Source organism: Comamonas testosteroni ATCC 11996, assembly GCF_000241525.1.
Classification (GTDB): Bacteria; Pseudomonadota; Gammaproteobacteria; order Burkholderiales; family Burkholderiaceae_C; genus Comamonas; species Comamonas testosteroni.
In genome coordinates this window covers 54,664-67,305 of the sequence record NZ_AHIL01000055.1, presented here as the reverse complement: position 1 = coordinate 67,305, position 12,642 = coordinate 54,664, and the positions used below count along the sequence as shown (strand labels likewise).

The following is a 12,642-nucleotide window of genomic DNA, read 5'->3' as shown; positions in this document are numbered from 1 at the left end:
GGTGGTGCGGGCTGTGCACCGGCATGAGGCAGGCGTGCACCGATAAAGCGCGGGAAAACCCTAGGGTCTGCGCGCGGCCGCTGGCGGCACCGGGCAGGCTGATGGCCCGGGCCTGCAAGGCTTGTGCTTGATTCAGGTCAAGCCTAGGGGCGATGGTGTTTCCCCTGGGGCCTGCAATCGGGAACAATGGAACGAAGTCTGTTTGAGGGAGGACTGTTCTTGCTCACGTTCAACACAATTTTGATGCTGCTGGGGGCCTGCTGCGTAGGCCTGCTGGTCGGTTTTTCCTGGCGCGAGCAGCGCTGGGGCCCCTGGGTCATGCTGGTGTTCGTGGTGAGTCTGCTGTCGCTGATGAGCTACGCGATTCTCAATCTGCTGCTTTAGCACCGCAGGCCAAGGCAGGTCGTGCGCGCAGCGGGGCCTTCCACAGCTCGGCCAGCAGCAGGCCGGCAATCGTCATGACGCCGCCCACGGCGTGGTAGGCCGCCAGGGGCTCGTTCAGGGCGAATGCCGCGATCAGGGCGGTGAAGACCGGGATCAGATTGAAGAACATGCTCGATCGCCCGGGCCCCAGCGTCTGCACCGCCTTCATCCACAGCAGCGGTGCGGCGATGGAGGCCATGATGCCGGCGTAGCCCACCAGCGGCAGGTTGCTGGCGTCAAGCCCTGTCTTGGACGAGAAGATATAGAGCGGGAACTGCACGACCACGGCAACCAGCACCTGCAGATACAGCAGCTGCACCGTGGCCAGGCGCGGCATGGGCCAGCGCTTGAGCAGGATGTTGTAGACCGCATAGGCCAGCATGGCCAGGAACATCATGGCGTCGCCCAGGTTCAGGCCCTCGGAGGCCAGATGGCTGAGCCGGCCCGAGGAAACCACCAGCGCGACTCCCACAATTGCCAGCAGTGAGCCCCAGATGCCGCCATGCGTGAGCGGCTGGCCCAGCATGAACACGGCCAGGGCCAGCACCAGCATGGGCGTGAGAGAGCCGATGATGCCCATGTGCGTGGCCGTGGTGAAGTGGGCGGCGTAATAGGCCAGGCTTTGGTAGATGACCATGCCCAGCACGCCCAGCACGACGATCCGTGGCAGCAGGGGCCTGATGTCGGCGCGCTGGCGCCAGATCGAGGGCAGAACGAAGGGCGTGAAAAGCACGGCGGCCACCAGCCAGCGGAAGAACCCGATCTCGGCCGCGCTGATGCTGTCTGCGGCCAGCTTGCTGACCACGGTGTTGACCGACCAGATCAGCACCGCGCCCAGTGGTAATAGGTATGCACCCATATGAAACTCCTTGAGGTGCTTATGATGCGCTTGACGTATTTGAAGCGCATTGCTGATTTCAGACATTTCATAACTCAAGCCGGACGAACCCATGCCCGTCTCTGCCCCGACTCCCGGTCCGGTCGCCAAGCGCCATGCCGTACAGATACTGGACACCGACAAGGTGCCTGGCAGCTATTACTTCCGCTATGACGAGTTCGGCGAACACAGCGAGGCTCCGCCGCACAGCCACCGCTGGGGGCATCTGAACTATGCGGCCCACGGCAGCCTGAGCATGGATGTGCCCACGGGTCATATCCTGTGCCCGCCGCAGCACGGGGTGTGGATTCCGCCGGGCGTGGTGCACAGCTGTTATCTGCAGCATGCGGTGCAGTACCGCTCCGTCTATCTGGCCCCCGATCTGTGTGCGGATCTGCCGCAGACGGCGGGCTGCATGCGCCTGGGGCCGATTGTCAAAGCCGTGCTGGCGGACTTCGGCGCCAGGGGCGTGCAGGTCCCGGTGACTGATGCAGACCTGCGGCTGGCCCGGGTGGTGCATGACCAGTTGCGAGCCACGCCGCTGGAGTTGAGCTTTCTGCCCGTGGCCCGGCATCCTGCTCTGGTGCAGGTGCTGGATGCCATGCAGTCGCGCCCCGACGACCACCGCAGTCTGGCCGAATGGGCCGAGACCGTGCACATGACGGAACGAACCCTGGCGCGCCACTGCCAGCGAGAGCTGGGCATGAGTCTGGGGGAATGGCGCCAGCGCATGCGTTATCTGCAGGCGATCGACGCGCTGGAGGCCGGTCATACCGTGCAGCGCATCGCCTACGACCTGGGTTACAGCACGCCTTCGGCCTTTATTGCCATGTTCCAGCGCGAGTCAGGCCTGCCGCCCGAGCAGTTCAGGCGCGAGTTCTGTGCAAGTTCTTTCTGAACGCGGGATAATGCGCGCCGTGAAGTGCGCCAGACCGCCGCTGGTACTAGCCGAAAGGCCAACGCTTGCGTTGGGTCGAAAGACCGTACTGGAGGAACGTCCGGACTGCATAGGGCGGCGTAGCAGCTAACAGCTGTCCACCGTGAGGTGAGGATCAGAGCAACAGAGACGAGTCTGGCAGGAGTGCCGCAAGGCAGACCAACCAGGGTGAAACGGGCAATCTCTACGCGCAGCAATACCAAGTAGGCACACGTTGACGGGGCCCCCGGAGTGTGCGGGTAGGTAGCACCGAGCCATCAGGCGACTGATGGCCAAGATTAATGGCGGTCACATGGCGGGCAACCGTTGTGCACAGAATCCGGCTTATCGGCGCACTTCACACTTTCTTTCTCGGCCGGACACAGTCCGGCGAATCCACTGCATTCACTCCACCATCAGCGCGAACAGCTGATGGCGGTGGTGGATATCGAGCCGCGCAAAGGCGCGGTTGCGATAGGTCTTCACGGTGGCTGCGCTCAACCCGAGATCGGCAGCAATGCCGTCCTGGGTCATGCCGCGCAGCAGGCGCAGGCAGACCTCGAGTTCGCGCGCCGTCAGACCCGGTGCCAGCTCCCGCAGTCGAGCCGGCCACCTCTCATCGCCGCCAGCCATGTCCACCGTCAGCGCCAGGTGCTTGTGCGTCAGAGCCATCAGGGCGCTGGACAGGTCCGCGAAGTCGCTCAGATGCCGGTCAGCAAAGGGTTTCTGGTGCGCATGGCGATAGAGGTTGACGGCAAACACCGAGCCATCGGCACCGGGCTCGGCAATCGAGATGCGCTCTGCCACGCCATGCGCGTCATACACGCACTGGCGATGCAAGGGCGTGACCTCGTTGGCCTGCACATGGACCAGATTGCGGGCGCCTGGCGTGCGCATATGCCCGGGCCATTCCTGGCCCCAGCTTCTGTCCTCGTGCTGGGGTCCCGAGAGATAGGCGCTCCAGCACTGGCGTGTGGTGTCCGCAACGCCCTGGGAGGCCGAGAGAAACAGCCGCGGCCGGCAGTTGCCGATGCGATACACCGACAGCGAGGCCGTGGGCGCGATGGCGCTCAGCTGCTCCAGTGCGGCCTGGGCAAAACGGCTCTGCCCCAGATGCTCCACCAGACCGGCCAGCAAGATGCTGGCCTGGGCCATGCCGCTGGCTTGGGCCATATCACTGGCCGGCATGGCGTCAGTCGTCGAAGGGAGCGTCCAGGTTCTCATCAGTGTGTCTTGGTGTGGGCTGTCATCTTCTTGGGGGACAGAGAAATCTTCAACAGTGCTTACGCTCATGTTCCTGTGCTTGGACATCGCAAGGAGAGCCATGCTGTCGCCAAACCATGATTTCCAGATTGCCGCTCCAGGGCTGCGCCACTTTGCCGAATTTCGCGTACAGGTGGGGCCGGCGCAGGAGGTGGGCGCGACAACGCGCGGCTTGCGGCGTGTGATTCCCATCGTCGGCGGGCAGGTGCAGGGAGAGGACTGGTCGGCGCGTGTGCTGCCGGGCGGGGCCGACTTCCAGCTGCTGGTCAGTGAGGAAGTTGCCGAGCTGGACGCGCGCTACGTCATCGAAACCGACGGTGGCGATCTGATCTATGTGAGCAACCAGGCATTGCGAACCGGGCCGGCCGAGCTGATGCAGCGCCTGCGCCGCGGCGAGACCGTCGATCCCTCGGCGATCTACTTTCGCTGTGCACCCCGCTTTGAAACGGCCTCCAAGCGCTTTGCCTGGCTAGGGCAGCGCCTGTTCGTGGGCGCGGGGGCGCGCTTTCCGGAGCAGGTCGTCATGCGGTTTTTCGAAGTGCTGTGAAACAGCATCGCAACAAGGAGACAAAACATGAAAGTACTGCAAGCCCGGAACCTGCCCGGACCCGCTTTAGCACGCACCTGGCGACGTCGGCTGATGGCCCTGGCGCTGTTGGCTGGCGGCGGCGCAGCCGTAGGAGTCGCGCAGGCCCAGACGGCTTATCCGAGCAAGACGGTGCGCATGATTGTGGGATTTCCAGCAGGCACGGGACCCGATGTAGTGGCCCGGCTGCTGGCTCAGAAGCTCTCTGAAGCCTGGGGTGGCGTGGGCGTGGTGGTGGACAACAAGCCCGGTGCCGCCGGCCTGATCGCAGCCAGCGAGGCGGCGCGTGCACCGGCCGACGGCTACACCATCATGCTGGCCGAGACCGGACAGCTCAGCATCGCGCCCAATACCTACCAACGGCTTGCCTACCAGCCGCGCAAGGATTTCGTTCCCGTCAGCCAGGTGGTGAGCTCCGACTTCGTGCTGCTGGTCAATCCCGAAAAGGTCAAGGCGCGCAATGTCAGGGACTTCGTGGCCTGGACCCGGCTGCAAAACGGCTTGTTCATGGCCACTTTCGGAGCGGGCACGCCGGGGCATTTCGGGGCCTATATGTTTGGCGATGCCGTGCAGTCCAAACCCGAGGTGGTGCACTACAAGAGCACTTCGGATGCCTTGAGCGGCATTTTCAGCGGCGATGTGCAGGGCGTGTTCGCTTCCTCCGGCATGGCGATCCCGCAGGTGCGTGCCGGCAAGCTGGTGGCCCTGGGAAGCACGGGCAGCGCGCGCGTGGAGCAGTTGCCCGAGCTGCCGACCATGAAGGAGCAGGGCTTTGGCAGCCTGGAGTTCAGCTCCTGGTTCGGCATCGTGGCGCCAGCAAGGACACCTGCGGAGGTGGTGAGCAAGCTCAATGCCGATCTGCTCAGGGTCCTGCAATCGAGAGACGGCAGGGCGCGGCTGCAGGAGGCCGGCTTCAGGGTCACGGGCACCAGCGCGCAGCAGTTTGCCGACATCATTGCTGCCGATACCGTCAAATGGGGCAAGGCGGTGGCAGCGACGGGCTTCAAGGCGGATTGAGCGGACCGGAGCGCGCCGCAGCCGAGTCCGGTTCGAGGCGCGCGAAGGTCGATCCGCTCAGAACCTTTCCCAGGGCATCAGATAGCGCCACTGTCCCTCGGGCACTTTGGCCAGAGAGACGCGGCCAAGGCGCAGCCGGCGCATGCTGACCACCGTCAGGCCGATGGCGGCGCACATCTTCTCGATCTCTTCGGGTGCAATGCCCTTGAGAGCGAAGCGCAGGTGGTTGTCGCTTTGCCAGCTCACATGGCAGGGGGGCATGCGGCGATGGCCGTTACCGCCGGGAATGGGCAGACCTTCGTACAGGATCTCCAGGCCATCTTCAATGATCTGGCCCTCCACGCCGACGATGATTTCCTGCTCCAGCCACATGCCTTCCTCGGTCAGCTTGCGTGCCACGCGCTTGTCCTGGGTGTAGACGATAAGGCCGCTGGCAGGCAGCGGAATCGTCAGAAACGACTCCAGATTCCTGAAGTGATGATCGAGCACCAGCTGGGGCATGGGCGTGTCCAGCTTGGCCTTGGTGTCTTCGCTCAGCAGCGAATGCGCGCTGCGCACGCGGCCATAGGCCGGGCCCTGGGTCATGCCCGCAGGCTTGTTCATGAGGATGGTGACAGGCGGAATGGCTTCAGGCTTGGCATCCTTGCGCAGGATCACTACCTGGTCGGGGCGCACACGGGTTTCGGGCACTTGCACCACTTTGCCATCCACCTGGACATTGCCCGCGACGATATGGAGCTCGGCCTCGCGGCGCGAGCATTGTTCTTGCTCCGCCAGGCGCTTGGCCAGGCGGATGCTTTCTTGTTCAGGCAGGGATTCAGACATGGCGAGAGCTTAATGCTCCGGCCATGTCCTAGTTGTCCACAGGTCTAGCGCGGCGGTCGCGGCGCGCTATCGGCCCAGGCAGAGCTTCTGGATGCGTTCCACATGCGCCAGCAGCGATTGCTGGGCCACGGGCCACAGGGCCTGCGGCGTGTCGGCATAGGCAATCGCCACCCAGTCCTGAATGCTGCCGTCCGGCTTGGTGCGCATGGCCTGATGCACCTTGGCCTCGCGCGCCAGGCGGTGGGACTTGAGGCGGGTGATCTGATGACGCGCAAAGCCCAGCACATAGCCATGGGCGGGCAGGATGTAGCGAATGTCGTGCTCCAGACACATGGCATGCAGCCGGTCCAGCGAATCGAGGTAATCGATCATGTTGCCGTCCGGCGGGCTGATGACGGTGGTGCTGCCATTGAGGATGTGATCGCCGCTGAATAGCAGTGCGTCCTCCTCCAGCACAAAGCACAGGTGGTTGGCCGCGTGGCCGGGCGTGAAGATGGCTTGCAGCGTATGCGTGATCTCGCCCTCTGTGCCTTGTCCGCTAAGTGTGATGCGCTCTCCGTCCTGTAGCGTCACCTCGGGTCTGAAGCGGCTGTTGGCGCGTGCCGTGGGTGCCGAAGGCAGGCCCATGATGGGCGGCCTGGCGTGGCCGGAGAGCAGGACCATGGCCTGCAGCGGCGCGGCACCCGGCGAGTGATCGGGGTGGGAATGGGTGCAGACGATGAAACGGATATCGCCGCCGGCTGCATCGTGCAGGCGCTGCAGATGATCAGCATCGTCCGGGCCGGGATCGATGGCGATATAGCCGGTATGCGCATCGCCGACCAGATAGCTGTTGGTTCCGGGGCCGGTCATCATGCCGGAGTTGGGGGCCGTCAGGCGCAGCAGGTTCTTGCGCAGCGGCACGGCCTTTTCAGGCTGCCAGTCCAGATGGTGAATGCCGTGGCCGTCAGGCAGCACCATCTCCAGCTCGCCATAGGCCATATCGGTTTCGGTATGGCGTGTGTCTTTGCCTTTGAGGTGGCCGCCACGGGGGCAGGCCTGCCACAGCGGCTTTTCGCTGAGCAGGGTGTGGATCACGGCCTGAGCATCGGGCAGGTGAGCGATGCGCTGCAATGTACGCTGGGTGGGAAAGAGGATGAACAGCTTTTTCTCTTCAAAGCGCGCGATCGCATCCTGCGGAGAGATCCAGGTGGGCTCGAACTGCTCGGTTTCATCGGCCACTGCCGTTTGCCCCTCGGGCATGCGGGCCACAAAGAACGGCACGTTAAAGCGCTTGGGCAGGTCCAGTGGTGCGGTCCAGTGGGCCAGATACCAGAGCTGGTCCACGGCCAGCGTCCAGCCGCGCGCACGGCATTGCTCATACAGCGATGCCTTGCGGTCCAGTTGCTGAACCTGGGCCGGTGGAACGGGTTGGCCGGCCTGGTCATAGGCCAGCAGGATGCCCAGCTCCTCAAAAGTCTCGCGAATGCCTGCCAGAGCCTGGGTAATGCGTTCATCTCCCGCCTCGGCGATCATGCTGGGACGCACGCGCGCCAGCGCATGACTGGCGGGGGCTGCATCTTCATCTTCCTGGCCACCGCCGGGGAAAACATAGGCATTGGCAAAGATGCCTTGATCGGCACGCCTTGTCATCAGCACTTCAAAACCATTGCCGTCGGCGCAGTCGCGCAGCAACAAAAGCGTGGAAGCATCTCGCGCGGGAACTGGCGCGCGCTGGGGCTGAAGCAACTGGCTGGGACGGGGCTGGCGGGGTGATGTCATGAGGTCACATTATGCGAAGTCGCCGCGTTCGTGAATGTCACACCCGGACTAGTTGTGCACTCATGCTGCGCGAATCGGGGAAAGCACTGAGAGCAAACAGCCTGGGATGTCTTGCATTTAGTTATTTTAAATAACAATAATGATGCAAAAGGAATGGTTATGACTCATAAAGAAATTGCAATTGAGTTCCGTGGTGAAGCCGAGCAGGTTGCCGTTATTCGTCTGATGCGTGCCGCCAAGCGCAACGCCTTGTCCGATGGGCTGGTGCTGGGTCTGCGCGATGTGTTCATGAATCTGCCCGCCAGCGTGCGCGCGGCCGTGGTGGATGGCGATGGACCGCATTTCTGCGCCGGCCTGGATCTGAGCGAGCTCAGCGAGCGCGATGCTGCCCAGGGCGTTCTGCACTCGCGCATGTGGCACGAGGCGCTGCGTCAGGTGCAGTTTGGCGCGGTGCCCGTAGTCGCCGCCTTGCATGGTGCAGTGGTGGGCGGCGGCCTGGAGCTGGCCAGCGCCTGCCATATCCGTGTGGCCGACAGCAGCACCTTCTATGCCTTGCCCGAAGGTTCGCGTGGCATTTTCGTGGGCGGCGGCGGCTCGGTGCGCATCCCGCGCCTGATCGGAGCCGCACGCATGGCCGACATGATGTTTACGGGCCGTGTGTACAAGGCTGAAGAGGGTGAGCGAATTGGTCTGTCGCAATATCTGGTACCCGAAGGACATGCGTTGGACAAGGCCGTGGAGCTGGCGCTGCGCATTGCCGAAAACGCGCCCATGACCAACTACGCTCTGATGCACGCGTTGCCCCGGATTGCCGATCAGCCCGCCGATCAGGGGCTTATGACAGAAGCTCTGATGGCCGCCGTGGCGCAGAGCGCGCCAGAAGCCAAGTTCCGGTTGCAGGAATTCCTGTCCGGGCGGGCCGCCAAGGTCAGCAAGGACTGAAAGCAACCTCAAAGAACAACGCTGTGGAGACAAAGACAATGCAGGAGACAAACACAGCCATGCAGGCCCTCGGCCAGGTAGTAGAGGGGGACATGCCCCGCTACCGCGAGCTGGAGTTCGGCGTGCGCAGCATCCAGGTCAGGGAAGCAGGCGAGGGTACTTTCTACGTGCGCTCCGACCAGGCGCTGGCAGAGCACGCAGCGCGCATGACGGACAGGCTGGTGCACTGGGCGCAGACCACGCCGCAGCAGACCTTCATCGCCCAGCGGCAGCGATTGGCAGACGGCAGCACAGGAGACTGGCAACGCATCAGCTATGCCCAGACGCTGGCCGCGGCGCGCAGCATCGCGCAGTCCTTGCTGGACAGAAAGCTCTCGGCAGAGCGCCCTGTCATCATCCTCAGCGAAAACGACCTGGACCATGCCATGCTGGCCATGGGCTGCCTGTATGCAGGCGTGCCCTATTGCTCGGTCTCCACGGCCTATTCGCTGGTCAGCACCGATTACGCCAAGCTGCGCCATGTGGTCGACACGCTCACGCCAGGCCTGATCTTTGCCGCCGATGCCGCGCGCTATGACAAGGCGGTACGCGCCGTGCTGCCCAAGGGCTGTGAGGTGGTCTACCGCAAGCCGGCCGTCGACGCCCAGACCTGCACCTTGTTTGCTGATCTGCTGGAGACCGCGCCCACAGCTGAGGTGGATGCTGCCATGCAGGCCACCGGGCCCGACACCATCACCAAGTTCCTTTTCACCTCGGGATCGACCAAGCTGCCCAAGGCCGTGATCAACACCCACGGAATGTGGTGTGCCAACCAGCAGCAGATTGCCCAGACCATGCCCGATATGGTCAAAGGCCCACCCGTGCTGGTGGACTGGCTGCCCTGGAATCACACTTTCGGAGGCAACAAGAACATCGGCCTTGCGCTCTACCACGGCGGCACGGTCTACATCGACGAAGGCAAGCCGACGGCGGCGGGCATTGCCGAGACGCTGCGCAATCTGCGCGAGATTTCTCCCACCGTTTACTTCAATGTACCCACGGGCTTCGAATACATCGCCCGCGCCATGGAGAGCGATGCGCAGTTGCGCAGCAGCCTGCTCAAGCGCGTCAAGATGTTCTTTTACGCCGGAGCCTCTTTGGCGCAGCCCGTCTGGGATAGCCTGCATCGCACCCAGGAGGCAGAGTGTGGCGAGCGCATCGTGATGGGCACGGGCCTAGGCATGACCGAGTCCTCGCCATCCGCCCTGTTCATCAACCGTCCCGACGTGCGTTCCGGGGACCTGGGCGTACCGGTGCCGGGTCTGGAGCTCAAGCTGGCGCCTGTGGACGGCAAGCTGGAGGTGCGCTACCGCGGACCGAACGTCACGCCCGGCTACTGGCGCGCGCCCGAAGCCACGCACGAGGCGTTTGACGAGGACGGATATTTCCGCACCGGCGACGCCGTGCAATGGCGCGACCCGCAGGATCGAAACCAGGGTCTGCGCTTCGATGGCCGCATTGCAGAAGACTTCAAGCTGGCCACGGGCACATTCGTCAATGTGGGGCCGCTGCGGGCGAGGATCATTCACGCAGGCGCGCCCTATATCCAGGACGTGGTGCTGACGGGCCTGGACCGCAAGGAGGTCGGTGCCATCGTTTTCGGGACCCCGGCCTGTGCGGCCTTAAGCGGCCTGGCAGCGGGAGCGACGATGGAGCAGATCATGCACAGCGAGCCCGTGCAGCAGCATCTGCAGACGGTTCTGAACCAGCTGGCGCAGACGGCAACCGGCAGTGCCACCCGCATTGCGCGTGCGGTGGCTGCGATCAAGCCGCCATCGCTGGACCTGGGCGAAGTCACGGACAAGGGCTCCATCAACCAGCGTGCCGTGCTCCAGCACCGTGCCGATGTGGTGGCAGGCCTGTACGACGAAACGCTGGCCTTGATCCTCAAGCCCAATCTCTGAGCCAGAACAGGCTTGAGCCCGATAACAGAAAGCACAAGCAGCTTTTAAAAGGATAGTGATATGCAAGTTCAGGATCAGATTGCCATAGTGACCGGGGGGGCCTCGGGCCTGGGTGAAGCCACGGCGCGTGCGCTGGCTGCCGCAGGGGCCAGGGTTGCCGTGCTCGATCGCCAGCTCGACAAAGCCAAGGTGGTGGCTGCCGAGATCGGCGGACTGGCGCTGGAGTGCGATATCTGCGATGCGGCCAGCGTCACGGCGGCGCTGGATGCCGTTCGCGAGCAATGGGGAGGCGATGCGCGCATTCTCATGAATGTGGCCGGCATCGGTACCGCCAAGCGCGTGATCGGCCGCGACGGCGAGCCCGCTCCGCTGGAAGACTTTGAGCGCGTGATTCGCGTCAACCTTGTCGGCAGCTACAACATGACGCGACTGTTTGCTGCACGCTGCGCCAAGCTGGCAGCGCTGGAGGATGGCGCGCGTGGCGTGATTCTCTACACCGCCTCGGTGGCGGCCTTTGATGGCCAGGTAGGGCAGCAGGCTTACAGCGCATCCAAGGGCGGCCTGGTTGGCATGACGCTGCCCATGGCACGTGATCTGGCCCAGCACGGCATTCGTGTCTGCACCGTGGCGCCAGGCTTGTTCGCCACACCGTTGATGAAGGAGTTGCCCGAGCCCGTGCAGCAGTCGCTGGCGGCATCCATCCCCTTTCCTTCGCGCCTGGGCAAGCCTTCGGAGTTTGCCGATCTGGCTGTGCATATCGTGCACAACGATCATCTCAATGGCGAGGTGATTCGTCTGGATGGTGCGCTGCGCATGGCTCCTCGGTAAGTGTTACCCCCTGAGGCACTTTGCGCCTTCCCCCAAGGGGGACGACACCATCGCTGCGGGGCTGTCCTTGCTCGATGTCTCTGGCTTGGAGAGTGTCAGAGCCAGCTCAGTGCCAAAGATTGAGACAGGTATTGATTCCACAGGACCGAAGAGTCCGTATTTCAAGCAGGAGACAAGTCATGCAAGGTCGTCGCAATTTTGTCAAAGGACTGGGCGCTGGCGCAGCGCTGGCCGCATTCGGCGGCATCGCCGGTCGCAGTGCTTATGCCCAGGGAGGTGGAACGCTGGAGCAGGTGCGCATTCTGTACGGCTTTCCGGCAGGCAGCGCTGGTGACTCGGTGGCCCGCCGTGTGGCCGAGAAGATGGGTGGCAGCAGCTACACGAGGAATATGGGCGTGGTGGAGAACAAGCCCGGTGCCGGTGGCCGCATTGCGCTGGAGAATCTGCGCAATGCCGTGGGGGACGGCTCGGTGATTGCGCTGTCCCAAGTCTCGGCCTTCTCCATCTATCCCCATATCTACAGCAAGCTGACCTATCAGGCCAAGGATTTCGAGCCGATCTCCATCGGAGCCATCATGCACCACGGTCTGGCCGTCGGCCCCGCCGTGCCGGCCGAGGTCAGGACGCTCAAGGATTTTCTGGCCTGGTGCAAGAACAACCCCGACAAGGCCAGCTTCGGCAGCCCCGGTGCCGGCAGTCAGCCGCATCTGCTGGGGGCGCTGCTCAGCCTGCGCTCCGGCGTCAGACTCAGCCATGCGCCCTATCGTGGCATGGCACCCGGTGTCTCGGACGTCGTGGGCGGCCAGATCGCGGCCATCATGGGGCCTTGCGGCGACTATCTGAGCTATTACAAGGCCGGCAAGCTGCGCGTGCTGGCCACCAGCGGACCGCAGCGCAACCCCTATCTGCCCAATGTGCCCACTTTTGCCGAGCAGGGATTTGCCGACCTGACCGCTGAAGAGTGGTTTGGCTTCTACGCCAATGCCAGGACACCGGCCGACGTGCGTGCACGCGCCCATGCGGCCATCACGACAGCGCTCAAGAGCGATGCACTCAAGGAAAGCCTGGGCGTGGTGGGCCTGATTGCTACCAGCTCCACGCCCGAGGAGATGGCCCGTTCGCAGCAGGCCGAGTTCGAGCGCTGGGGTCCTCTGGTCAAGCAGATCGGTTTTACGGGCGATTCCTGATGGCCCTCGGTATCGAATAGCATTCGGGTCGGGATTTTTCAGACAGGCTCAAGCCTGCACATAGCGATCGAACA

12 protein-coding genes and 1 other RNA gene are annotated in these 12,642 nt (G+C 63.6%); 9 read left to right on the top strand and 4 right to left on the bottom strand.

Annotation, left to right across the window (positions count from 1 at the left end; all coding sequences use genetic code 11):
• Positions 1 to 219: 219 nt before the first annotated feature.
• Positions 220 to 384, top strand: a complete 165-nt coding sequence (locus CTATCC11996_RS23190) for a hypothetical protein (protein WP_230847704.1) — start codon at positions 220 to 222, stop codon at positions 382 to 384.
• Here the strand turns inward: CTATCC11996_RS23190 and CTATCC11996_RS23185 are convergent.
• Positions 368 to 1,282, bottom strand: coding sequence for a DMT family transporter (locus tag CTATCC11996_RS23185; RefSeq protein WP_003081174.1), 915 nt, complete (start codon positions 1,280 to 1,282; stop codon positions 368 to 370). The genes CTATCC11996_RS23190 and CTATCC11996_RS23185 overlap by 17 nt on opposite strands.
• A gap of 91 nt (positions 1,283 to 1,373) precedes the next feature.
• Between CTATCC11996_RS23185 and CTATCC11996_RS23180 the strand changes: the two genes are divergently transcribed.
• On the top strand, positions 1,374 to 2,198 hold the full coding sequence (locus CTATCC11996_RS23180; protein ID WP_003081172.1) for an AraC family transcriptional regulator: 825 nt from the start codon (positions 1,374 to 1,376) through the stop codon (positions 2,196 to 2,198).
• Between the two features lie 21 nt (positions 2,199 to 2,219).
• An RNA gene (gene rnpB, locus CTATCC11996_RS24695) (RNase P RNA component class A) lies at positions 2,220 to 2,580 on the top strand.
• Positions 2,581 to 2,621: 41 nt separating this feature from the next.
• Here the strand turns inward: rnpB and CTATCC11996_RS23175 are convergent.
• Positions 2,622 to 3,404 carry a helix-turn-helix transcriptional regulator gene (locus CTATCC11996_RS23175; protein ID WP_034350167.1) on the bottom strand — a complete coding sequence of 261 codons (783 nt, stop codon included), beginning with the start codon at positions 3,402 to 3,404 and terminating at the stop codon, positions 2,622 to 2,624.
• A gap of 136 nt (positions 3,405 to 3,540) precedes the next feature.
• On the opposite strand from CTATCC11996_RS23175, the gene CTATCC11996_RS23170 reads away from it, so the two are divergent.
• Both CTATCC11996_RS23170 and CTATCC11996_RS23165 read left to right on the top strand, forming a co-directional pair.
• On the top strand, positions 3,541 to 4,026 hold the full coding sequence (locus CTATCC11996_RS23170) for a DUF3237 domain-containing protein (RefSeq protein ID WP_003081167.1): 486 nt from the start codon (positions 3,541 to 3,543) through the stop codon (positions 4,024 to 4,026).
• Positions 4,027 to 4,053: 27 nt separating this feature from the next.
• The gene (locus CTATCC11996_RS23165) at positions 4,054 to 5,082 is read left to right on the top strand and encodes a Bug family tripartite tricarboxylate transporter substrate binding protein (RefSeq protein ID WP_003081166.1); all 1,029 of its coding nucleotides are present in this window, start codon (positions 4,054 to 4,056) and stop codon (positions 5,080 to 5,082) included.
• A gap of 57 nt (positions 5,083 to 5,139) precedes the next feature.
• On the opposite strand, the gene CTATCC11996_RS23160 is transcribed toward CTATCC11996_RS23165, so the two are convergent.
• Both CTATCC11996_RS23160 and CTATCC11996_RS23155 read right to left on the bottom strand, forming a co-directional pair.
• Entirely contained in the window at positions 5,140 to 5,907 is a 768-nt protein-coding gene (locus CTATCC11996_RS23160) for a pseudouridine synthase (protein ID WP_003081165.1), read from the bottom strand.
• A gap of 66 nt (positions 5,908 to 5,973) precedes the next feature.
• The gene (locus tag CTATCC11996_RS23155) at positions 5,974 to 7,668 is read right to left on the bottom strand and encodes an MBL fold metallo-hydrolase (RefSeq protein WP_034350165.1); all 1,695 of its coding nucleotides are present in this window, start codon (positions 7,666 to 7,668) and stop codon (positions 5,974 to 5,976) included.
• Between the two features lie 159 nt (positions 7,669 to 7,827).
• Between CTATCC11996_RS23155 and CTATCC11996_RS23150 the strand changes: the two genes are divergently transcribed.
• The 4 genes from CTATCC11996_RS23150 (at position 7,828) to CTATCC11996_RS23135 (ending at position 12,568) form a co-directional block, all read left to right on the top strand.
• Entirely contained in the window at positions 7,828 to 8,610 is a 783-nt protein-coding gene (locus CTATCC11996_RS23150; protein ID WP_003081163.1) for a crotonase/enoyl-CoA hydratase family protein, read from the top strand.
• 38 nt (positions 8,611 to 8,648) lie between these two features.
• Positions 8,649 to 10,553: a feruloyl-CoA synthase gene (locus CTATCC11996_RS23145; RefSeq protein WP_034350163.1), complete on the top strand. Its 1,905-nt coding sequence runs from the start codon at positions 8,649 to 8,651 to the stop codon at positions 10,551 to 10,553.
• A 60-nt stretch (positions 10,554 to 10,613) separates the two neighbouring features.
• Entirely contained in the window at positions 10,614 to 11,381 is a 768-nt protein-coding gene (locus CTATCC11996_RS23140; protein WP_003081161.1) for an SDR family NAD(P)-dependent oxidoreductase, read from the top strand.
• Positions 11,382 to 11,560: 179 nt separating this feature from the next.
• Positions 11,561 to 12,568 carry a Bug family tripartite tricarboxylate transporter substrate binding protein gene (locus CTATCC11996_RS23135; protein ID WP_003081160.1) on the top strand — a complete coding sequence of 336 codons (1,008 nt, stop codon included), beginning with the start codon at positions 11,561 to 11,563 and terminating at the stop codon, positions 12,566 to 12,568.
• The last annotated feature ends 74 nt before the right edge of the window (positions 12,569 to 12,642 follow it).